Annotated in this window: 24 protein-coding genes and 1 tRNA gene; 20 read left to right on the top strand and 5 right to left on the bottom strand. The window is 68.9% G+C overall.

Annotated elements, in window-relative coordinates:
- Positions 1 to 347 precede the first annotated feature (347 nt).
- The 17 genes from LRA87_RS10905 (at position 348) to LRA87_RS10825 (ending at position 15249) form a co-directional block, all read left to right on the top strand.
- Entirely contained in the window at positions 348 to 1451 is a 1104-nt protein-coding gene (locus LRA87_RS10905) for a phage portal protein (protein WP_230631492.1), read from the top strand.
- Complete coding sequence (locus LRA87_RS10900; RefSeq protein ID WP_230631490.1) at positions 1448 to 1753, top strand: DUF6127 family protein; 306 nt, start codon at positions 1448 to 1450, stop codon at positions 1751 to 1753. The genes LRA87_RS10905 and LRA87_RS10900 overlap by 4 nt, the downstream gene beginning before the upstream one ends.
- Positions 1750 to 2112 (top strand): HK97 family phage prohead protease, encoded by a 363-nt coding sequence (locus LRA87_RS10895; protein ID WP_230631489.1) that lies wholly within the window; start codon positions 1750 to 1752, stop codon positions 2110 to 2112. Before LRA87_RS10900 ends, LRA87_RS10895 begins: the two co-directional genes overlap by 4 nt.
- 47 nt (positions 2113 to 2159) lie before the next feature.
- Positions 2160 to 3161, top strand: a complete 1002-nt coding sequence (locus LRA87_RS10890; RefSeq protein ID WP_230631487.1) for a phage major capsid protein — start codon at positions 2160 to 2162, stop codon at positions 3159 to 3161.
- Positions 3162 to 3300: 139 nt separating this feature from the next.
- Positions 3301 to 3831: a head-tail connector protein gene (locus LRA87_RS10885; protein WP_230631485.1), complete on the top strand. Its 531-nt coding sequence runs from the start codon at positions 3301 to 3303 to the stop codon at positions 3829 to 3831.
- Positions 3828 to 4208: a tail completion protein gp17 gene (gene gp17, locus LRA87_RS10880; RefSeq protein WP_230631484.1), complete on the top strand. Its 381-nt coding sequence runs from the start codon at positions 3828 to 3830 to the stop codon at positions 4206 to 4208. The genes LRA87_RS10885 and gp17 overlap by 4 nt, the downstream gene beginning before the upstream one ends.
- A 12-nt stretch (positions 4209 to 4220) precedes the next feature.
- Positions 4221 to 4628, top strand: coding sequence for a phage major tail protein, TP901-1 family (locus tag LRA87_RS10875; RefSeq protein WP_230631483.1), 408 nt, complete (start codon positions 4221 to 4223; stop codon positions 4626 to 4628).
- The gene (locus tag LRA87_RS10870) at positions 4625 to 4939 is read left to right on the top strand and encodes a gene transfer agent family protein (protein ID WP_230631481.1); all 315 of its coding nucleotides are present in this window, start codon (positions 4625 to 4627) and stop codon (positions 4937 to 4939) included. Before LRA87_RS10875 ends, LRA87_RS10870 begins: the two co-directional genes overlap by 4 nt.
- A complete protein-coding gene (locus LRA87_RS10865) occupies positions 4936 to 5139 on the top strand; it encodes a phage tail assembly chaperone (RefSeq protein WP_230631479.1) in 204 nt (67 codons plus the stop codon). Before LRA87_RS10870 ends, LRA87_RS10865 begins: the two co-directional genes overlap by 4 nt.
- The gene (locus tag LRA87_RS10860) at positions 5132 to 5668 is read left to right on the top strand and encodes a tail tape measure protein (protein WP_230631477.1); all 537 of its coding nucleotides are present in this window, start codon (positions 5132 to 5134) and stop codon (positions 5666 to 5668) included. Before LRA87_RS10865 ends, LRA87_RS10860 begins: the two co-directional genes overlap by 8 nt.
- 284 nt (positions 5669 to 5952) lie before the next feature.
- Entirely contained in the window at positions 5953 to 8217 is a 2265-nt protein-coding gene (locus LRA87_RS10855) for a DUF2460 domain-containing protein (protein ID WP_230631476.1), read from the top strand.
- The gene (locus tag LRA87_RS10850) at positions 8214 to 9011 is read left to right on the top strand and encodes a DUF2163 domain-containing protein (RefSeq protein ID WP_230631474.1); all 798 of its coding nucleotides are present in this window, start codon (positions 8214 to 8216) and stop codon (positions 9009 to 9011) included. The genes LRA87_RS10855 and LRA87_RS10850 overlap by 4 nt, the downstream gene beginning before the upstream one ends.
- Positions 9004 to 9405: a peptidoglycan endopeptidase gene (locus tag LRA87_RS10845; RefSeq protein WP_230631473.1), complete on the top strand. Its 402-nt coding sequence runs from the start codon at positions 9004 to 9006 to the stop codon at positions 9403 to 9405. Before LRA87_RS10850 ends, LRA87_RS10845 begins: the two co-directional genes overlap by 8 nt.
- Positions 9405 to 11564 (top strand): GTA baseplate fiber-binding domain-containing protein, encoded by a 2160-nt coding sequence (locus LRA87_RS10840; RefSeq protein WP_230631472.1) that lies wholly within the window; start codon positions 9405 to 9407, stop codon positions 11562 to 11564. Before LRA87_RS10845 ends, LRA87_RS10840 begins: the two co-directional genes overlap by 1 nt.
- 2 nt (positions 11565 to 11566) lie before the next feature.
- Positions 11567 to 12070 (top strand): DUF2793 domain-containing protein, encoded by a 504-nt coding sequence (locus tag LRA87_RS10835; RefSeq protein ID WP_230631471.1) that lies wholly within the window; start codon positions 11567 to 11569, stop codon positions 12068 to 12070.
- A 114-nt stretch (positions 12071 to 12184) separates the two neighbouring features.
- Entirely contained in the window at positions 12185 to 13306 is a 1122-nt protein-coding gene (locus LRA87_RS10830) for an OmpA family protein (RefSeq protein WP_230631470.1), read from the top strand.
- A gap of 626 nt (positions 13307 to 13932) precedes the next feature.
- Complete coding sequence (locus tag LRA87_RS10825) at positions 13933 to 15249, top strand: UDP-glucose dehydrogenase family protein (RefSeq protein WP_230631469.1); 1317 nt, start codon at positions 13933 to 13935, stop codon at positions 15247 to 15249.
- On the opposite strand, the gene ygfZ is transcribed toward LRA87_RS10825, so the two are convergent.
- Positions 15228 to 15956, bottom strand: coding sequence for a CAF17-like 4Fe-4S cluster assembly/insertion protein YgfZ (ygfZ, locus tag LRA87_RS10820; protein ID WP_230631468.1), 729 nt, complete (start codon positions 15954 to 15956; stop codon positions 15228 to 15230). The genes LRA87_RS10825 and ygfZ overlap by 22 nt on opposite strands.
- A gap of 81 nt (positions 15957 to 16037) precedes the next feature.
- On the opposite strand from ygfZ, the gene pyrC reads away from it, so the two are divergent.
- Positions 16038 to 17075: a dihydroorotase gene (pyrC, locus tag LRA87_RS10815; protein ID WP_230631467.1), complete on the top strand. Its 1038-nt coding sequence runs from the start codon at positions 16038 to 16040 to the stop codon at positions 17073 to 17075.
- Between the two features lie 63 nt (positions 17076 to 17138).
- Here the strand turns inward: pyrC and LRA87_RS10810 are convergent, their stop codons facing one another.
- Positions 17139 to 17909, bottom strand: coding sequence for a DUF1134 domain-containing protein (locus LRA87_RS10810; protein ID WP_230631466.1), 771 nt, complete (start codon positions 17907 to 17909; stop codon positions 17139 to 17141).
- A 185-nt stretch (positions 17910 to 18094) separates the two neighbouring features.
- On the opposite strand from LRA87_RS10810, the gene LRA87_RS10805 reads away from it, so the two are divergent.
- Positions 18095 to 18184: transfer RNA gene (locus LRA87_RS10805), tRNA-Ser, on the top strand.
- Between the two features lie 51 nt (positions 18185 to 18235).
- Here the strand turns inward: LRA87_RS10805 and LRA87_RS10800 are convergent.
- The 3 genes from LRA87_RS10800 to LRA87_RS10790 form a co-directional block, all read right to left on the bottom strand.
- Positions 18236 to 18802: a hemerythrin domain-containing protein gene (locus LRA87_RS10800; RefSeq protein WP_230631465.1), complete on the bottom strand. Its 567-nt coding sequence runs from the start codon at positions 18800 to 18802 to the stop codon at positions 18236 to 18238.
- Positions 18799 to 19350, bottom strand: coding sequence for a CC0125/CC1285 family lipoprotein (locus LRA87_RS10795; RefSeq protein WP_230631464.1), 552 nt, complete (start codon positions 19348 to 19350; stop codon positions 18799 to 18801). The genes LRA87_RS10800 and LRA87_RS10795 overlap by 4 nt, the downstream gene beginning before the upstream one ends.
- Positions 19351 to 19534: 184 nt before the next feature.
- Positions 19535 to 20497 carry a LysR family transcriptional regulator gene (locus LRA87_RS10790; protein WP_230631463.1) on the bottom strand — a complete coding sequence of 321 codons (963 nt, stop codon included), beginning with the start codon at positions 20495 to 20497 and terminating at the stop codon, positions 19535 to 19537.
- Positions 20498 to 20513: 16 nt separating this feature from the next.
- Here LRA87_RS10790 and LRA87_RS10785 point away from each other — a divergent pair, with 16 nt between their 5' ends.
- Positions 20514 to 21704, top strand: a complete 1191-nt coding sequence (locus LRA87_RS10785; RefSeq protein WP_230631462.1) for an MFS transporter — start codon at positions 20514 to 20516, stop codon at positions 21702 to 21704.
- Positions 21705 to 21706 lie beyond the last annotated feature (2 nt).

Genomic DNA, 21706 nt, shown 5'->3' with positions numbered 1-21706 from the left:
TTCTTCTTCGTCATCCCGACGGAAGTCGGGACCCATGGATGCGGGCGGTCGGGGGTGCGCCTTCGCTGCGGGGCGCGTCCATGGGTCCCGGCGTTCGCCGGGATGACGGAAGGAGGTGTTGGGGCGGGCTGGGCTGGGCCGAGCTGAGCTGAGCTGAGCTGAGCTGAGCTGAGAGGCGCCGAACCGGAATGGCGGCCGAGCGCAGCTCTTCCTCTCTCTCCTTGCTTCTTCTCCGCGTCTCCGCGTCTCCGCGCCTCCGCGTGAATCAAACCGTCTTCGCGGCTTCGCGCGAACCCAATCATGTGCGGCTGAGCGCCGTCGAGCGAACCATATTCAGGAGCATCATCATGCGGTTGTTTGGGTGGAAGGGTCCCCGCGAAGGCGGGCGGCCGGCGTTGTCGCGTGCGGGGTCGGGCGTGGCGCTGGGGGAGTGGCCGCGGTCGTACGAGGCGCAGGTGCGCGATGGCTATGCGGGGAATGCGATCGCGCAGCGGGCGGTGAAGCTGGTGGCGGAGGGCGTCGGGTCGGCGCCGCTGGGCGCCAGCGCGCCGGAACTGGTGGCGCTGGTCGAGGCGCGGTCGGGTGGGCAGGCGCTGCTGGAGACGGTGGCGGCGCAGATGCTGTTGCACGGCAATGCCTATGTGCAGGTGCTGCGCGATGCGGAAGGGGGCGTGGGGGCGCTCTATGCGCTGCGGCCGGAGCGGGTGAGCGTCGAGGTGGATGCCGGCGGGTGGCCGACCGCGTACCGCTATGCGGTGGGCGAGCGGCGGGTGCGGCTGGACGCGGAGGGGCCGCGCCCGGACGTGGTGCATATCCGCAGCTTCAATCCGGTCGACGATCATTATGGCATGGGCTGCCTGGGCGCGGCGTCGGGTGCGGTCGCGGTGCACAATGCGGCGGGCAAGTGGAACAAGGCGCTGCTCGACAATGCGGCGCGGCCTTCGGGAGCGTTGGTCTACGATCCGGGCGACGGCGCGGCGTTGAGCGCGGAGCAGTTCGAACGGCTGAAGACCGAGATGGAGGCGGGGTTCGCGGGTGCGGGCAATGCCGGGCGGCCGATGCTGCTGGAGGGTGGCCTTCGGTGGCAGGCGCTGTCGCTGTCGCCGGCGGACATGGATTTCGTCGGGCTGAAGGCGGGGGCGGCGCGGGAGATCGCGCTGGCGTTCGGGGTGCCGCCGATGCTGCTCGGCCTGCCCGGCGATGCGACCTACGCCAATTATCGCGAGGCGAACAAGGCGCTGTGGCGGCTGACGGTGCTGCCGCTGGCGGGAACGATCCTGAGCGGATTGGCGCAGGGGCTGGCGGGGTGGTTTGAGGGGGCGGCGCTGTCCGTCGATCTCGATCGGGTGCCGGCGCTGGCGGAGGATCGCGAGCGGTTGTGGGCAAGCGTGAGCGCGGCCGGTTTCCTGACCGAGGAGGAGAAGCGGGCGATGTTGGGGGTGGAGCGATGACGGGCCATGTTCTGGCGCAATTGATGGCGCAGGCGGCGCGCGAGGGGGCGGACCTCAACACGATGCGTGCGGTGGCGGAGGAGGCGGGGGAATTGTCGGCGACGCGGGCGCTGACCCGGCTGGGTCTGGCGGACGAGGCGGCGCGGCGGGATCTGGCCGAACTGCGCGAGCTGCTGAGCGCATGGCGCGATGCGAAGCGGTCGGCGTGGAAGGCGGCGGCGGGCTGGTGCCTGCGGCTGGCGGGGGCACTGCTGCTGACCGGACTGGCGGTGAAGCTGGGTTTCGGCGGGTGGTTGAAGTGAGATTCGGGGGATACGCCGCGATCTTCGACCGGGTGGATCGGGCGGGGGACGTGATCCGGGCGGGTGCCTTTGCAGGGGCGGGGCCGGTGCCTTTGTTGTGGCAGCACGGCGGGCGCGCGGTCGGGCGGATCGTGACGCTGGGCGAGGATGCGCGTGGGTTGCGGGTCGAGGGCGAGGTCGACGATCCCGATGTGGCGGCGCTGGTGGCGCGGCGGGCGCTGGATGGGCTGTCGGTCGGCTATCGCGCGGTCGAGGTGCGGCAGGGCGCGCGGCGCGAGCTGGTGCGGGTGACGCTGGCCGAGGTGAGCCTGGTCGCGGTGCCGATGCAGCCGCTGGCGCGGATCGACCGGGTCGGCTGAGGCCGCGGCGCTTCAAAAAAATTCAAGTTTCCAACGAGGAGAATGACGTGGACGTGATCGAACGGCCGGCGCTGGATGGCGCGCGTGTGGAGCGGACCGACGGGGCCTTTGCGGGCTTCGTGCGGGCGGGGACGACGCTGGAGATGAAGGCGTTCACCGGGGTGACGGGGGATGCGGGCGGCTTTGCGGTGCCGCGCGAGATCGATGCGGAGATCGCGCGGGTGCTGAAGGGTGCCTCGCCGATCCGGGCCATCGCCAATGTCGTGAAGGTGGGGTCGGCGGGGTATCGCAAGCTGATCACCACCGGCGGCACGCCGTCGGGCTGGGCGGCGGAGACGGCGGCGCGACCGGAGACGGCGAGCCCGGTGTTCGCCGAGCTGGTGCCGCCGATGGGGGAATTGTACGCCAACCCCTCGGCCAGCCAGGCGATGCTGGACGATGCGGCATTCGATGTGGAGGACTGGCTGGCGGGCGAGATCGCGGCGGAGTTCGCCAAGGCGGAAGGCGCGGCGTTCGTCGGCGGCACCGGCGTCAACCGGCCGAAGGGGTTCCTGACCAATCCGACGTCTGCCGCGAAGGATGGGGCGCGGGCGCTGGGGACGCTTCAATATCTGCCGAGCGGGGCGGCGAGCGACTTCGGCACCGTGCCGGACGAGCGGCTGGTCGATCTGGTGCAGAGCCTGCGGGCGCCGTACCGGCAGGGGGCGAGCTGGGTGATGAACGCGAGCACGCTGGCGCGCATCCGCAAGTTCAAGACGACCGACGGCATGCCGTTGTGGCAGCCCAGCCTGGCGGGCGGGCAGCCGGCGATGCTGCTCGGCTACCCGGTGGTCGAGGCGGAGGACATGCCGGATATCGCGGCGAATGCGCTCGCGATCGCGTTCGGCAACTTCAGGGCGGGGTATCTGATCGCCGAACGCAGCGAGACGGCGATCCTGCGCGATCCGTACAGCAACAAGCCGTTCGTCGGCTTCTACGCGACCAGGCGGATCGGCGGGTGCGTTGCCGACAGCGAGGCGATCAAGCTGATGAAGTTCGCCGTCGCCTGATGGGTCTTTGAAAACGCGCGGAAGAGCGCGTTTTTGCGGTGCCGGCCCGCTCCCCCTCCCGACCACCCGTTCAGGATATGCTGTGGGTGGCCGGAAGGGGGGAGCGGGCCGGCACCGCCTCAATCGAAGGAAAATGCTGATGGCGGGGGCGGCGATGCCGGTCGGGGTGGTCGCTGCGGCGGCGGCTGCGGCGGGGGCGTATTTGCGGATCGTGGAGGCGCCGGATGCGGTGCTGACGCGCGGGGCGGGGTCGGCGCTGGCGCTGGCGGAGGCGTTCTGCGGGCAGCGGCTGATCGGGCGGGTGTGCGAGGATGTGATCGGCGTCGGGCGGGACTGGCAGCGGCTGGTGCAGATGCCCGTGAGCGCGATCGCGGGGCTGACCGGGTTGCCGGCGGCGGGGGAGCCGTTCGTGCTGCCGGTGGGCGCCAATGCGGTGGATATCGATGCGGGCGGTGTCGGCTGGGTGCGGGTGACCGCGCCGGGCGGGGCGAGCCGGGTGGCGGTGAGCTATACCGCGGGGCTGGCGGCGGACTGGACGGCGCTGCCCGAGCCGGTGGCGCAGGGCGTGGTGCTGCTGGCGGCGCATCTGTTCGAACATCGCGAGGGGAGCGCGGAGCCGCCGGCGGCGGTGGCTGCGCTGTGGCGACCGTATCGGAGGATGCGGCTGTGAGCGCGGGCGCGATGCTGCGCGTGGCGGTGGTGGCGCATCTGGCGGCGCTCGGCCGGGTGTTCGACGCGCCGCCGGCGCGGGGAGCGATGCCCTATGTGGTGGTCGACGACCCGGGGATGGCGGCGGGCGATGCGGTCGGCGTGCTGGGGCGGGTCGGTTCGGTGGCGGTGGCGTGTATCGACATGGGCGTCTCGCCCGAGCGGGTGCGGGCGCTGAACGCGGCGGTGGAGGAGCGGATGGCGACCTTGCCGGCGCAACTCGGCGAGGGCTGGCGAGTGACCCATGTGCGGCTGGTGCGTGGTTCGGTGGTGCAGTCGAAGGGCGAGCGCTGGACGGCGACGAGCGTGTTCGCGGTGCGGATGTTCCGCAACAACTAGGGGAGACAAGACATGGCGGTGGAACGGGGCAGTGCGTTCCTGCTGAAGGTGGGCGACGGCGCTGCGGTGCCGGCGTTCGCGACGGTGGCGGGGCTGCGCACGACGCAATTGAGCGTCAACGGCGAAGCGGTGGTGGTGACCAACAAGGATTCGGGCGGCTGGCGGCAGTTGCTGTCGGGCGCGGGGGTGCGCAGCGTCAGCGTGTCGGGCGCGGGCGTGTTCACCGGATCGGCGGCGGAGGTGCGGGTGAAGGCGAGCGCGCTGTCGGGCGTGCTCGACGATTACCGGCTGAGCTTCGAGAGCGGCGACAGCATGACGGGGCGGTTCCTGGTGACGCGGCTGGATTACGCCGGCGATTTCAACGGGGAGCGATCCTACACGCTGAGCCTCGAGAGTTCCGGGCCGGTGGTGGTGGCGTGAGCGGCGCGGCGAACCCGGTGCGGGGCGAGTGTTCCCTGCGGGTCGATGGCTGCGATCTGGTGCTGCGGCCGTCGTTCGCGGCGCTGGTGGCGGCGGAAGGCGAGCTGGGGCCGCTGTTCGCGCTGGTCGAGCGGGCGGCGGAGGGGCGGCTGGGGCTGGGCGAACTGGTCGCGCTGTTCTGGCATTGCCTGCGCGAGCTGCCGGAGGGGATGACGCGCGAGCGGTTGGGCGAGGCGCTGATCGAACTGGGGCTGGCGAAGCTGACGCCGGTGCTGCGGGTGCTGCTCGGGCAGATCCTGGCGGGGCGGTGACGGTATTTGCAGAGGGCGCGGTGCGGCTGGCGGGGTTTGCGGGCGCGGTGCTGGGGTGGAGCCCGGACGCGTTCTGGCGGGCGACGCCGGCCGAACTGGCGGCGGTGGTGACGGCGGCGAGCGGTGGTGCGGAAGGGGCGGTGACGCCTCCTGACGCCGACACGCTGGCGGCGATGCGAGAGGCGTTTCCGGATGGATGAGGTCGAGCGGATGGTGGTCGGCGTACGGGCCGACACGGCGGGCTTCGCGCGCGAGGTCGAGGCGATGCGAGCGACGATGGAAGGGTCGCTGGGTGCCGGGGCCGAGCGGGCGGGGCGGGCGATCGAGAGTGCTTTGTTGCGATCGGTACGGGCGGGCAAGTTCGGGTTCGAGGATCTGAAGGGCGTCGCGCTGGGGGTGCTGGCCGAGGTTGCCCGTGCGGCGGTGCGGAGCGGGGTGGGCGCGGTGACCGGCGGCAGTTCGCTGGGGGGCGTGCTGGCGGGACTCGTCGGGTTGCCGGGGCGGGCGACGGGTGGGCCGGTGTCGCCGGGGCGCGGCTATGTCGTGGGGGAGCGGGGGCCGGAGGTGTTCGTGCCGACGTCGAGCGGGCGGGTCGAGGCTGGCGGATCTGGCGGTCGCGACGTGCGGGTGTCGATCACGGTGCAGGCGGGAGCGGGGGAGGCTCCGGCGGCTTTGCAGCGTTCCGGGAGACAGGTGGCGAGGGCGGTCCGGGCTGCTTTGGAGGGGTAGGGCGTGTGCCTCATTCCTTTTCCGCAAGGGGGCGGCGCTCCAGCGATGACGGAGGTGGACGTGAGCTACGAGCGTCGTCGCCTGCGGAAGCGCCCCCTCCACCACCGGCTGCGCCGGCGGTCCCCCTCCCCCGCTGAAGCGAGGGAGGAATTGTCGGGTTTTCTCGTTCCTCGCCCGCGAGGGGGAGGTGGGCTTTGCGCTCGGTTTTTCGCCCACGGTGTCGGCGTTTTTGCGCGTCACCTCCCAGTCGAGGGAGGAATGCATTCGGTTTCGGGAGACATGTCATGGCGCATTGGCTGTGTTCGCGGCGCGAGCAGCAGGTGGAGGGGGTGGTGACGCGCTTCGATCCGCGGTTCTGGACGGTCAATTTTCCGCGGCCGATGATGGCGGCGGTGACCAATCCGGCGGCGGATGCGCTGCGGGTGGATGCCGTGTTCTACAAGCGCGACGATCTGGCGGGGTTGATCTGGGAGGCGGAGGACCGTTTCGATCATGCGCTGTTGCGGTATGAAACCTCGCGGGATTTCCGGGAATGCCGGTTGAAGTTCCGGTGGCGGTCGCAGGGAATCAAGCCGCTGGATGCGGTCAACGGCCCGACGCTGACGATCGAGGGGCGCGATGCCTCTGGCGCACCGCGGGCCTGGTACGTGCGATTGTGGAATTATGCGACGGGTACGACCGAGGATGCGGTCGTCCAGATCGATTTCGCGAACCTGTCGGGTGGGTTCCTGTTGCCCGGGGAAGCCGATCCGGTGTGGGCGGGGAATATCGACCGGATGTTCGTGTCGCTGGTCGCGCCGGATTACGATGGCAGCGACGGGGCGCTGGCGGGGGCGCAGGAGGGCTGGGTCGAATGGACCGGGATCGCCTGCGACGGGCCGGGCGCAGTGCTGGGGATCGGCGATGCGGTGGTGCCGGAGCACGGCTTCGCGATCGCGAGCGGCTATGACGACAGCTACAATCTGACGCCGGCGCGGCTGCTGCGCAATGCGTTGCATCTGGGGTATCGCGGGGCGATCACGCATTACGTCGGGATGAGCCATTATTTCCGGCTCGATGCGCTGTACGGCGGGTTCTATGTCGGGCTGAGCGGCGGCGTGCTGAATACGGCCTGCGCGGCGTGGCATCGCGACTTTGCAGTGCGGGCGCGGGCGCTGGGCTATGACGTCATCTGGTCGCTCAGCTACGAATTGTTCGACGAGCATTGCTGGAACGACTGGAAGCAGCGGGCGGCGGATGGCGCGCCGGCGCTGACCGGGTGGGAGCCGCCGTCGACGCTGCTGTCGCCCTGCCACGACGGCGCGATGGGGTATCTGCGGCAGGTGGCGGCGGCGTTCGTGGGCATAGGTGTCGCGGCGGGGCTGGCACCGAAGTTCCAGGTCGGCGAGCCGTGGTGGTGGACGATGCCCGACGGGCGGCCGTGCCTGTACGATGCGGCGGCGGTCGCGGCGCTGGCGCCGGTGGCGATCCCGCGCGTGCGGATGACGATGGACGCCGCGCAGACAGCGACGATGGATCGGGCGGGCGCAGCGCTGGCGGCGTCGACCGCCAGTCTGGTTGCGGCGGTGAAGGCGGCATTTCCGGCGTGCGAAAGCTATCTGCTGACGTATCTGCCGACCGTGCTGGACGGGCAGGCGCCGGAGCTGAAGCGCGCCAATATGCCGATCGGCTGGGCCTATCCCGCCTTCGACGTGCTCCAGCTGGAAGATTACGACTGGGTGACGGAGGGCGACGTCGCGTCGACCGTGCGCGGTGTCGCGGCGGCGGAAGCGCGGCTGGGCTATCCCCGGGCGCGGCAGCATTATCTGTCGGGCTTCGTCCTGCGGCCCGATCAGGCGGCGCAATGGGCGCTGATCGCGGCGGCGGGGATGGCGGCGCGACGGCGCGGGGTCGCGGCGGTGTTCCTGTGGGCGTTGCCGCAGGTGATGCGCGACGGGTTCGTCCATTTCGAGGGAGACGAGGACGTGCAGGATTACGACGACGTGCTGTTCCCGATCGCGCTGGGGCGCGAGGCGGAGGTGGCGCCGACCTTTTCCACCGCGATCCTGACGGCGGCAGGCGGCGCGGAGCAGCGCAACGTCGGCTGGGCGGAGCCACGGACGCAGTATGACGTCGGCCCCGGCGTTCGTTCGGAAGCGGATATCGCGACATTGCTGGGCTTCTTCCGGGCACGGATGGGGCCAGCGCGTGCATTCCGGCTGCGCGATCCGTTCGATGCGACCGGCGTGGACGAGGTGCTGGGGCGGGGCGATGCGACCGGGCGGCGTTTTGCGCTGGTGAAGCATTACGACGGGGTGGTGCGTCGGATCGTCCGGCCGGTGACGGGGAGCGTCCGTGTCGCGGTGGACGGGGTCGCAACGCAGGGCTTTCAAGTGGAAGCGGGCGGAACGATCGTGCTGGATGCAGCGCCGCCGGCGGGGGCGGTGGTGCGTGCGAGCTTCACCTTCGACGTCATGGTGCGGTTCGCGGAGGATCGGCTTCGGGTGACGCGGGCGACGTTCCTGGCGGGCGAGGCCGCGTCGGTGCCGCTGATCGAGGTGCGCGGGTGAGCGCGGTGACATGCGCGGTGCTGTGCTGGCGCGTCGAGCGACGGGACGGCGTGGCGATCGGGCTGACCACGCACGACCGCGACCTGACGGTCGACGGACTGGCGTATCGTGCGGCGCCGGGCATGACGCCGTCGGCGGTGCATCGGTCGGCGGGACTGGAGGCGGATACGATGGATATCGGCGGCGCGCTGAGCGGTGCGGCGATCGGCGAGGCGGATCTGATCGCGGGGCGCTGGGATGGCGCCCGCGTGCGGCTGTTCGCGGCGGATTGGGAAACGGGCGCGACGCTGGCGGCGCTGGGCGAGGGGCGGATCGGCGCGGTCGAACTGAGCGAGGACGGCTTTACCGCCGAACTGGCCGGAGCGAGCGCGGCGCTGGCGCGGCCGGTGGTCGAGGAAACATCGGCGGAGTGCCGCGCCGAGCTGGGCGATCGGCGATGCCGGGTGGCGCTGGCCGGCCGGCGGCGGTTTGCGCGGGTGACCGGCGTGGCGGGGCGGGTGCTGACGCTGGATGCGGCCGAGCCGGTGGCCGACGGCTTTGCGGGCGGGCTGTTGCGGTGGTTCGGCGGCGCGAATGGTGGGCTGGAGCAGGCGATCGCGGGCTCTGCCGGGGCGATGGTGACGTTGCGGACGGTGCCGGCGTATGCGGTGGTCGCTGGCGCGCTGGTGGAGCTGGTCGAGGGGTGCGACAAGAGCCTGGCGACATGCGCGACGCGGTTCGGGAATGCGGCGAACTTTCGCGGCGAACCGCATCTGCCGGGGGTGGACCTGCTGACGCGCTATCCCGGTGGATGAGGGCGCGCGGGTCGCCGGGGCGGCGCAGGCGCTGATCGGGGTGCGGTTCCGGTTGCACGGGCGCGACCCCGCACACGGGCTGGACTGTATCGGGGTCATCGCGGCGTCACTGCGGGCGGCGGGCTGGGACGGCGTTGTGCCGACCGGTTATCCGCTGCGCGGCGGCGACGGCGTGGAGATCGCGAAGCGGTTCGACGCGGTGCTGGCGCGGGTCGACGATGCGGCACCGGGCGACGTGCTGCTGTTCGATGTCGGCATGATGCAATGGCACGGGGCGGTCCGGACCGTGGGCGGCATCGTCCATGCGGATGCGGCGCTGCGGCGTGTGGTCGAGCGGCCGGGGCCGTCCGACTGGCCATCGATCGGGGTCTGGCGATATGGGGGAGGAAACTGATGGCGACGCTGGTGCTGACGACGGTCGGGCGGGTGCTGGGCGGGCCGATCGGTGGACTGCTCGGCGGGCTGGCCGGGCAGGCGATCGACGGGCGGCTGTTTCGCGGCGCGGCGCGCGAGGGGCCGCGGCTGACCGAGCTGGCGGTGCAGACGTCGAGCTATGGCACGCAGATTCCCAGGCTGTTCGGGACGATGCGGGTGGCGGGGACGGTGATCTGGTCGACCGACCTGATCGAGACGCGCACGACCAGCCGCAGCGGCAAGGGGCAGCCGGGCACGAACAGCTACAATTACTCGGCGTCGTTCGCGGTGGCGTTGTCCGCGCGGCGGATCGTCGGCGTGCGGCGGATCTGGGCGGAGGGCAAATTGCTGCGCGGGGCGGCGGGGGACTGGAAGAACCGGACCGGGTTCAGGCTGCATCGGGGTGGTGAGGAACAGCCGGTCGATCCGCTGATCGCGTCGGCGACGGGCGCGACGCCGGCGTATCGTGGGATCGCCTATGCGGTGTTCGAGGGGATGCAGCTGGCGGATTACGGCAACCGCATCCCGTCGCTGACCTTCGAGGTGGAGGCGGACGCGGGGCCGGTGGCGAGCGGCGCGATCGCGGCGGCACTGGCGGGGGACGTCGACGGGGTGGGCGGCGCGATGCTGGGCGGCTTCGCGGCGTCGGGGGCGAGCGTCCGGGGGGTGCTGGATACGCTGACGCTGATGGACGGCGGCTGGTGGCAGGTCGACGGCGCGCGGATCGTGCACCGGACGGATGCCGGCGTACCGATCGCGATTCGGGATGACGGAATGGATGCGGGATATTCCGGCCGGCGCGGGCGGCGGACGATCGCGGGCGTCGATACCGTGGCGCGTGAGGTGACGGTCGCCCATCATGACCCCGCGCGCGACTATCAGATCGGTGTGCAGCGGGCCCGACGACCGGGACCGGGAGGGGGGATCGACCGTGTCGAGCTGCCCGCGGTGCTCGCCGCCGGTGCGGCCAAGGCGGTTGCGGAGGCGCTGATTGCCAGGGGCGAGGCCGGGCGTGTGCGGCGGCGGGTCGCGCTCGGCATCGCCGACATGGGCATCGCTCCCGGTGCGATCGTCGCCATAGCCGGGGAGGACGGGCGCTGGCGGGTGGCCGGGGCGCAGGTCGAAGCGATGGTGACGACGCTGGAGCTGGTGCCGCTGACGAGCGGTCCGCTCGCGGCGCCCGCGACCAGCGGGCAGATGGTCGCGGCGGCGGACCTGATGGTCGGAGCGACGATGCTCGTCATCGCCGAGCTTCCCGGGCTGGCGGAACCGCTCGGCGGGCCGAGGATCAGCGTGATGGCCAATGGTGCCGGCGCCGGCTGGCGACAGGCGGCGCTGCTGTACAGCCTGGACGATGGCGCGAGCTGGACCGGGGCGGGGACTACGGCGGCACCGGCGGTGATGGGGCGGATCGTGGTGTCGCCATTGGCGACGGGCGCGACGCTGACGGATCGCCGTAGCCGGATGGTGGTCGCGCTGAACCGTGCGGACATGATGCTGGCCGATGCCGATGCGACGAGCCTGGCGCGGGGCGACAATCTTGCGCTGGTCGGCGGCGAATTGATCCAGTTCGCGCGGGCCGAACCGCTGGGCGGCGGACGATGGGCGCTGTCCGACCTGCGGCGCGGGTTGCGCGGTACGGAGCATGCGATCGGCGTGCAGGCGGTGGGGGATGCATTCGTTCTGATCGAACGCGAGGCGCTCGCTGCGATCGATCTGCCGGCGTCCGCGATCGGACGGCGTATCCGGGTGCTGGCCAGCGGAGTGGGCGATGCGACCGGACCGGTCGAGGCCGGGGTCGAGGTCGTCGGCGCATCGGTTGCCCCGCCGTCGCCCGTGCATCTGGCCGTGGCAAATGCCGCGGGCGGTGGGCTGCGGATCGAATGGACGCGGCGCAGCCGGACGGGATGGTCGTGGATCGACGGCATCGATGCGCCGCTGGCCGAGGAGACGGAGGCCTATCGCGTCTCCATCGACGATGCGGCCGGCGAGCGCGGGATGTTCGATGTCGTCGGGCAATCGTCGTTGCTGATCCCTGCCGCCCGGAGCCCGGCGATGCCGGCGATGATATCGGTCGTGCAGCGAGGAACGCTGGCGACGTCGGTGGCCGCGACATTCCCTCTCGATCACGGAGCATGATCATGGACGACCAGATGACCGCACGATTCGGCATACCGCTGCTGGCCGCAGGGCAGGCAGGCAAGGAACTGACGCATAACGAGGCGCTGACGCGGATCGATATGGTTATGCAGGCGGCCGTGATCGCCGTCGGCCTGAATATTCCGCCGGCCTCTCCGTCCGTCGGCCAATGCTGGATCATCGGCACGACGCCGACCGGCGACTGGGCCGGTCATGGTCGGGCACTGGCGGGCTGGACCACGGGCGGCTGGCGGTTCGCCGGGCCCGTCGAAGGCCTGCAAGTGTGGAGCATTTCGTCTGGTACCACAGTAGCTTACCGATCAGGTGTGTGGCAGGAAGGTGACGTGACGGCCGCGCGTCTGGTCATCGGCGGAAAGGCCGTCGTGGGCACGCAAAAGGCCGCTATCGCCGATCCGGCGGGGGGCGGGGCGGGGGACGAAGTCGCGCGGATCGCAGTGACGGCGATCCTCGGCGCGTTGCGACAACACGGGCTGATCGCCGGATGACCCGATGTGTGGCATCCTTGCCACAGGTCCCGCCTTTTGTGCGCTTGCGTGGAAACCAACCCTCGGATAGTGAGTTTGCGCTGTCCGTAGTGACACTCAAGAAAGGGGAATTCTATGCGGAAGCTTGCCGTCGTTCTGGCACTTGCATCCACCGCGCTCGCCACTCCTGCCCTCGCCCGCGACAAGTCGTGGTACGTTGGCATCGAAGGCGGCGCGATGATCGTCGAAGACATCGATTATGACATCGGCGCCACCGCCAATGCCGCATCGGTCGATCACAACTATGGCTACGACGTCGATGGCGTCATCGGTTACGATTTCGGCGGGTTCCGCGTCGAGACCGAAGTTGGCTACAAGAGCGCGACTGTCGATGGCTACACCTCGACCGTCACCACGCCGCGCTACAACACCGCGGGTGCGATCGTCGCTACCCCGGCTGGCAGCTATGATTATGCCGGTGGCAAGACCTCGGCGCTCAGCTTCATGCTGAACGGCCTGCTCGACTTCGGTGAAGACGACGGCATCCAGGGCTTCGTCGGCGGCGGTGTCGGCGTCGCTCGCGTGAAGGCGAACTACGCGCTCAACACCCGCGGCAACTTCGTCGACGATTCGGACACCGTGTTCGCATGGCAGGGTCTGGCAGGCGTCCGCGCTCCGCTGACCGACCACATCGACGCGACGCTGAAGTATCGCTTCTTCAACGCCGACAACGTCAAGCTGGTCGACGTGACGAACCGCACCTTCGAGGGTCGTTTCCGTTCGCACAGCATCCTGGGCGGCTTGACCTACAACTTCGGTACGCCGACGCCTCCGCCGCCGCCGGCAGAGCCCGCTCCGCTGCCGCCGCCCCCGCCGACGCCAGAGCCCGTCGCTCAGCCGCCGGTCTGCTCGCCTGGTCCGTTCATCGTGTTCTTTGAATGGGACAAGTCGGACATCACGCCGGAAGCCGGTTCGATCCTCGACAACGCGGTCAGCCAGTACCAGAACTGCGGTAACGCGCAGGTCATGCTGGCAGGTCACGCCGATAAGTCGGGTGCCGCTTCGTACAACGTCGGCCTCTCGCAGCGTCGTGCTGACTCGGTCAAGGCTTACCTGTCGTCGCACGCCGTGCCCGACAGCGTCATCTCGACCGAAGCGTTCGGTGAGAGCCGTCCGCGCGTCGACACCGCCGACGGCGTTCGCGAAGTGCAGAACCGTCGCGTGGAAGTCACCTACGGTCCGGGCGCTGGTCAGTAAGACCAGTCCCACCGTCGGGAATACAATCGGGGAGGTCGGCGCGAGCCGGCCTCCCCTTTTGTTTGTGCGGCGAATTGGGCGCGCATCGATGGAAGAGCGGGATAGGGCAGATGCGTGGCTGACATTCCGACTGCGTTGGTTGGGTCCACCGGCCGATAATGTTTGAGGCGACCGGGCCTCCCCATGCCTTTGCGTCGGCGGTAGCTCGTGAACGGTGTGAATGTGCCTGATCCCGGGTTGCGCTTTGGCGGAAACATAATCTTCGCTTCCAGCCTGCGGAGGCGAAGCGGATCACCGCTGACGCCGGGATAATGGTGGTCGCTTCACTGCGACCGGCCCCGATTGTCGCCCGGGAAATCGTGATGCCGGTTGTCTCAGGTTCAAGGTGTTCTACCGACATGATGCGGTTGCGGGTACATTCCTTCGACCGTCGCTGCGAGAAGGTCGCGACGAGAGGTCCCTAGCGAGGGGCTGCAAGCCTGGGTTGCGTCGCGCTGGCCGCAATGACGAGGGCGCGCAGACGATCGTAGATCTCCCATGCCGGACGTATCGGAACGCTGGCAATCGTCGGCTGTTCGGCTAGAGAGCGCCCGTCCGGTGTTCCTTCCATCCGCCAAGAGGTTTCGATGCGCATCACGATGATCGGTTCGGGCTATGTCGGTCTGGTGTCCGGCGCCTGCTTCGCCGATTTCGGCCACGACGTGATCTGCGTCGACAAGGACGAGGCCAAGATCGCCGCGCTGAGGGCGGGTCGTATGCCGATCTACGAACCGGGGCTCGAGGCGCTGGTGGCGACCAATGTCGCAGCCGGACGGCTGAGCTTCACCACCGATCTTGCCACATCGGTCGCGGGTGCGGACGCCATCTTCATCGCGGTCGGCACGCCGTCGCGCCGTGGCGACGGGCATGCCGACCTGAGTTACGTGTTCGCCGCGACGGAGGAGATCGCTGCGGCGGTGACCGGACCAACCGTTCTGGTCACGAAGTCCACGGTCCCCGTCGGCACCGGCGACAAGGTCGAGGCGATCCTGCGCGAGCACCGTCCGGATGTGGATGTGCAGGTGGTCTCCAATCCCGAATTCCTGCGGGAGGGCGCCGCGATCGGCGATTTCAAGCGGCCCGACCGGATCGTCATCGGTACGGACGACGAGGGCGCGCGCAAGGTGATGCGCGGCATCTATCGTCCGCTCTATCTGAATGAATCACCGATCCTGTTCACCGGCCGCCGCACGTCCGAGCTGATCAAATACGCCGCCAACGCGTTTCTCGCGACCAAGATCACCTTCATCAACGAGATATCCGATCTGTGCGAGGCGGTCGGCGCGAACGTGCAGGACGTCAGCCGCGGCATCGGTCTGGACAACCGCATCGGCAAGAAGTTCCTGCACGCCGGCCCCGGCTATGGCGGATCGTGCTTCCCCAAGGATACGCTGGCGCTGCTGAAGACCGCGGAGGATTTCGAAAGCCCGGTGCATATCGTCGAGGCGGTGGTGAAGGTGAACGACAGCCGCAAACGGGCGATGGGCCGCAAGGTCCTGCATGCGTTGACCGCAGGCACCGCCGATGGTGAACCGAAGGGCAAGAGCGTGGCGTTGCTGGGCCTGACCTTCAAGCCGAACACCGACGACATGCGCGATGCGCCGTCGATCGCGATCGCGCAGGCGCTGGCCGACGCGGGCGTCACGGTGCGTGCCTATGATCCCGAAGGCATGGAGCCGGCACGGCGTCTGATGCCCGATGCCATCTATTGCAAGGACGCGTACGAGGCTGCGAGCGGCGCAGATGCCGTGGTGATCGTGACCGAATGGGACGCGTTCCGTGCGCTCGACCTCGACAAGCTGCGATCGATCGTTGCCGCACCGGTGCTCGTCGACCTGCGCAACGTCTATCGGCGCGAGGATGTGGAAGCGGCGGGCTTTACCTATACCGCCGTCGGTCGCTGATCGTCGGCGATCGCCGCATCGAGCCACGCGGGGATCAGCGCATCGCCCAGTGACTCGACGCGGCGATGTTCGATCATCAGGCCGAGTTCGGGATAGCGCGCGCGGGTGCGATCGCCGCCGTCGCCCAGCGGCGCGACGATCAGGCGCCGGTTGACCTTGGCCCGGTGGTGCATCCGTGCGGTGTTCTCCTGCCCGATGTAGCAGCCCTTGGTGAAGCTGACGCCGTGCAGTTCGCGCGCGTTGCATTCCAGCCAGAGCGTTTCGCCATTGCCGAGTTCCGCCACGCCCTCCGTCACGCCGAGCGACAGGCGATGCGCCAGCCATCCCTCCGCAGGCGACGCCGGCGGCGCGATCCAGCGATGTCCCAGCGCGGGCAGCCGTGGATCTGGAACGCCGGCCGCGCCATCGATCGCCCAATGGACCGCCAGCGCCTCGTCTCGAGCGATCGTGATCGCTCGCCGCAGCCGGTACAAGCCCAGCCGCCGGACCAGAGCGTCCGCCTGCGCTGCCTCGCAATCGATCAGCAGGTCCGCATCCTGTGGCCAGACGATGAAGTCGAACAGTGCCTTGCCCTGCGGCGTCAACAGCGCTGCCCATGTCGGTTGGGTGCCGAAGACATCATTGGTGACCAGCCCTTGGAGGAAGGCGCGGACATCCTCTCCGGATAGGCGGATCAGCGCACGATCGATCAATGTGGTGGCTTCCATGATCGTCCACCTAGGGCGCCCGCATCGATTTCCAAGGGCCGGGCGCTGGCGGCGGCACCTTACCCGCGATAGGAGAGCGACATGATCGAACGCCTGACCATCCGCCGTCCCGACGACTGGCACGTCCACCTGCGTGACGGCGCAATGCTGGACGCCGTCGCCCGTCACACCGCGAGGCAGTTCGCGCGGGCCATCGTCATGCCGAACCTGACGCCGCCGGTGACCAGCGTCGCAGCGGCCGAAGCGTATCGTGCGCGGATCATGGCGGCGCTCGACGAGGATATGAAATTTACGCCCCTGATGACGTGCTACCTGACCGACGATGCCGACCCGGCGGAGATCGAGCGCGGCCATGCGGCGGGCGTCTTCACCGCATGCAAACTGTACCCGGCACATGCCACGACGAATTCGGCACACGGCGTCACCGACATCCGGCGGCTGACCGGAGTGCTGGAGACGTTGCAGCGGATCGGCATGCCGCTGCTGATCCATGGTGAGGTGACGGACCGCGCCATCGACATCTTCGATCGCGAGGCGGTGTTCGTCGATCGCGTGCTGACGCCGCTGACCCGCGACTATCCGGCGTTGAAGATCGTGCTGGAGCACATCACCACTGCGGAAGCCGCCGCCTTCGTCGCCGAGGCTGCGCATCCGATCGCCGCGACGATCACCCCGCAGCATCTGCTGATCAACCGCAACGCGCTGTTCGACGGTGGCCTGCGTCCGCATGCCTATTGCCTGCCCGTGCTGAAGCGCGAGGCGCACCGGATCGCGGTACGGCGGGCGGCGACGTCGGGATCGCCACGGTTCTTCCTCGGCACGGACAGCGCGCCGCATGTCGTCGGCGCGAAGGAATCCGGCTGCGGTTGTGCCGGGATCTTCAATGCGCCGCATGCGCTGGAGGCGTATCTCAAGGTATTCGACGAGGACGGCGCGCTCGACCGGTTCGAGGGCTTCGCCGCCGAACATGGTGCGCGCTTTTACGGATTGCCGCTCAACGAGGGGACGGTGACGCTGGTCCGCGATGCGGTGCATGTGCCGGACCACATCGGCGAGGGCGCAACGGCGGTGGTGCCGTTCCTGGCCGGTGAGACGCTGGGCTGGCGCTTCGAGGCGTAATGATCGCGGATCGTCAGCGGGCTGCTGGCGGAGCCTTGCGGCTTTGCCAGCAGCCCGGCTAGCCTAGAATGGCATCCACTTCGCCTTGTGCGTGATCTTCATATAGCCGACGTTGACGCCCGCGCGATACCCGACGCCCAGGCGGATCGGGATCAGCACGATATTGCCGCGCCGCAGGTAGGTCGCGGCGAATCCGCCGACGAGGTACAATCGGCCCTCCGCCGCCGGGAAGCGGTGGAACAGCTCCTCGGTGTCGTAGAGGTTGTAGACCAGCACGAAGACCTTGTTGGCATCGCCGCCGACGTCGAAGCCGATCGACGGGCCGGTCCAGTAGACCGGCTGCTGCCCCTCGACCTTATGGCTCATGACGCCCGACCCGTAGCGCAGGCCGACCACGAACGCGCCCGCCGCCTCGCGCCCGGCGATATAGGCGTTGGGCTGGCCCTGATCCTTCAGCACCTTTTCCAGCAGTCCGGCGAGTCCGGCCGCGCCCTTGCCGAACACGCCTTCGCCTGCGGCCAACAGATCCTCGCGTTGATAGGTATCGGCGGCGCGATTGGTCGCCTCCGCACGGGCCTCCTGTTGCGCCGGTGACGCCTCGACCGGCATTGGCGCATCGAAGCCGGGTGTGGGCGCACGCTCCGTCGGGATCGGTGCGGGCACGGCCGCCCGCGGTGCGGCTTGCGTCGCCGTCGGGCGTGAACGGGATGGCGCAGGCGTCGCCAGATCGCCGTCTATCGCCCGGTTGGGGTCGATCGTCGTCACCTGCGCCGGCGCGCTTCCGGCCAGCACCGCCGCCAACGCCATTCCCAACACTATCGCACGCATGTCCATTCCCCCCGTTTCGCCCGAACCGGGCCCGGACCGTGCCCGATCCGGCAGCGCGAGGTTAACCACCACCGCGCTTGCCGGGCAATGAACGAACGGCAATACGCCGCGAATTCGCGTTCGGCGGTATATGCCGGTTGCCGGTTGATCACCCCGCAGACCACCGCTATAGCCCCGATCCTGCCGCAGCCGGAGACGTGGGTGAGTGGCTGAAACCAACGCTTTGCTAAAGCGTCATACGGGAAACCGTATCGAGGGTTCGAATCCCTCCGTCTCCGCCATTTAGTACCCGGTCGGGCACGTCGCACTGACAGGCGTACCGGTGGCGCGGGTCAGGCGAGCTTCAGCCCCTCCTTGTTCATCACCGCCGTGATGTGCCTGTTCTGCGCATCGGACAGTTGCTCGCGCAGTCGGGGGAACAGGTCCTCCTCCTCCTCGTGCATGTGCTTTTCGATCAGCGCGCGGAATTCCTTCAGCTTGGGCAGCCAGGCCGGATCGCTCTTCGCCATTTCGCCCAGATCGAAGAAATATTGTTTCACGTAGCCGTGCTCGTGATTGAGGTGATCCGCCGCCTCCGTCAGCCCAGCGTCGCGCATTTTGGCATAGACGACGTTTTCCTCCTGGAAGGCATGTTTGCCGATCGCATGCTTCAGCTGCATCAGCAGGATGGTGCGCCGCACCGTCGCTCCATCGTCGGTCTTTTCCAGCAGGTCGAACAGCTTGAGCGCCGCGGCGTGTTCCGCCGCCAGCGCCTTGTCCCAGCGACCGGCCGCCACCGTCGGCGCCTGCACCGCGGCCTTGCGAACGAGATTGGCGAGCAGGCCGGCCGCGATTCCCGCCGCCGTGCCGATCGCGACCGTTCGACCGATGCCATCCAATTTGCGCGCTTCACTGGTCATCGTGTCTCTCCATCCTGCGGCATGCGGATTTGCGGGCCGAGCGTGGCCAGCACCGCGCGCGCATCGAACGCGCGGGGATCGGCGGGCTTGGGTCCGCGGCCGGCGACGATCTCGGCCACCGCTTCGTACCGGTCGACGGTGCGGACATCGACGCTGCGATCCCAGAAGGGGTCGCCCCACAGCGGATCCCAGCTGCGCCACCCGAAGGCACGCGAACGATAGCGCCAAGTCGGCCCCCAATAGCCGAAACGTCCGGGCCCGAACGGCCGGTCGACATAGGTGTTGGTACGGCGTTCGGTGTTGCGCTGTGCGGTGATGAACCAGTCGAAACCGCGCTGCGTGGTCAGTTGCGCGGCACGGTAGAGCAGATAGGTCTCCACCGTCTCGCGAGAGGTCATGCTGTTGCCCTGGAAGCTGACGCGAAAGCGATCGGGCGCGATCCGGCTGTCGCTATAACCGCCGGGGGCATTGCCGCCGCGGGTCAGTGGCTGATACGGTGTTGCGGTTTCGCAACCGGCAACCGCCAGCAGCAGCGCCGGAGTCAGCATGGCCAGCCGCCGGCGCGCGCCGCGGGACACGAGAGTTCCAGCATCCACTATGCCTTCTCCGTTCGACTAAGTCACTGTTATGCAACGGTTGCTATAACCTCGTCGCTGCCACTGTGGTTCACGGTCCGGCCGGCGAATAGTCACTCAACTACATCAATCCCGTCGAGAGATCCGTCGGCCGAGATCATGAAAGATGGTTGGAAAGGCTGTCGAGAAAGAGATGTACCTTTCGCGGGATGAGCTGTTTGGTCGGCAGCACCGCCCATATGCCCTGATCGGGCACGGCGCCGTCGCTCAATCCGATCTCCTTCAGCCGTCCCGCGACGACGTCTTCACGTACGTTCCATTCCGACAGCTGGACGATGCCCAATCCCCGAAGGCTCGCTTCGTGCAGGGCCTCCATGCTGTCCGCGGCAAAGCGGCCGCTTATGGCCTGACGAACGGTCTTCCCCTTGCGCTCGAACACCCACTGCCGGGTGGCGGTGGGCACGGCGAGGCACTCATGATGCCGCAACTCGGAAACCCTGGTCGGTGCGCCACGCTCCACCAGATAGGCCGGCGACGCGTAAAGTCCCCTTTTGTTGTGAGCCAACCGGCGCGCAACCAGATTGCTGTCGCGCAATTCACCGAAGCGGATCGCGACGTCGACGCCCTGCGCAGTGATATCCACCACCGTATCGCTCAGCAGCAATTCCACCTTGGCCAGTGGATGCGCGGCAAGAAAGCCGCCGATCATCGGCGTCAGGACCTTGCGACCGAATGGCACCGACGCTGCAATCCGCAGCAGCCCGCTCGCGCCTTCATCGCTCCCGGCAACGGCGGCGCGCGCGTCTTCGGCGTGCAGCAGGATCGCTTCGGCATGAGGCAGGAACGCCTCGCCCTCGGGTGTTAGCGACAGCGATCGGGTCGTACGATGCACGAGCCGGACACCGACTTCGGCCTCCAGTGCCGCCAGCCGGCGTGACGCCACTAATGGCGTCAGCCCCAGCCGCCGGCCGGCCGCTGACAGACTGCCGTGCTGCACGGCTTCGATCAGCACGGCGAGGTCTGCGAGCTCCAGCATATCTTCGTATGATAAGCCGGCTCGTACCAAAGCGCTACTTATGCGTGGGGGCGACAAGGTCCAGATGGGGGCATATCGCTGCATACCCAGGAGGTTTCGCATGACGTCCACCGCACACGCCGCCGAAACGGCACCGAGACCGCGGCTTCGGTCCGGTCTGAATTTCTCGATGGCCGCCGCCGCCGGGGTCGCGGTCGCCAACATCTACTACAACCAGCCGATGCTGGGGATCATGGAAAAGGACCTGGCCGGCCCCGTCACCAGCTTCGTGCCGACCGCGACGCAGCTCGGCTATGCGGCGGGGCTGTTCCTGCTGGTGCCGCTGGGCGATCTGGTCGAGCGCAAGCGCCTGATCGTCGTTCAGTTCGGCGGTCTTGCCGTCGCGCTGGCGATCGCGGCGGTCGCTCCGGGCGCTGCGATGGTGATCCTCGCCTCGCTGCTCGTCGGAATCCTGTCGACCGTCGCCCAGCAGATCGTGCCGCTCGCAGCGCACCTCGCGACGCCGGAGCGGCGCGGCGCGACCGTGGGCACGGTGATGGCGGGGCTGCTCTGCGGTATCCTGCTCAGCCGAACGCTTGCCGGATATGTCGCAACTCACGCCGGTTGGCGGGAGATGTTCTGGCTCGGCGTGCCGATGGCGGTCGGTGCCGGTGTGCTGATGGCGGCGGTGCTGCCGCGCAGCGTACCCGACACGACGCACAGCTACGGCTCTCTGCTCCGCTCGCTCGGTGGCCTCTGGTCCGAGTTCGCTGCCCTGCGCAAGGCCGCCATCACGCAGGCTCTGCTGTTCGCCGGTTTCAGCGCGTTCTGGACGATCCTGGCATTGCACCTGCAAGAGCCGCGCTTCTCGCTCGGTGCGGACGTGGCCGGGCTGTTCGGTATCGTCGGAGCCGTCGGCGTTCTCGCCGCACCCGTCGCGGGGCGGATCGCCGATCGTCGCGGACCGCATCTCGTGATTCTGCTCGGCGCGGCGCTGACGGTGCTGTCGTGGGCGGTGTTCGGGGCGCTCGGATCGATCGCGGGCCTGATCGTCGGCGTCGTCCTGCTGGACTTCGGCGTGCAGAGCGCGCTCGTCTCCAACCAGCATATCGTCTACGCGCTTCGCCCCGAGGCGCGAGCCCGGCTGAACACGATCTTCATGGGTGCGATGTTCCTGGGCGGTGCAGCGGGATCCGCCGGCGCGACGGTCGCGTGGAACGCCGGCGGCTGGATCGCGGTTGTGATGTTCGGTGTGATCCTCTCCGCCGCTGGCGTGCTGATCCAGCTCGCCGGCCTGAAGCGGAAGGGCTGAGC

Source organism: Sphingomonas sp. Leaf37 (assembly GCF_920939475.1).
Classification (GTDB): domain Bacteria; phylum Pseudomonadota; class Alphaproteobacteria; order Sphingomonadales; family Sphingomonadaceae; genus Sphingomonas.
This window is presented reverse-complemented; position numbering and strand designations above follow the sequence as displayed.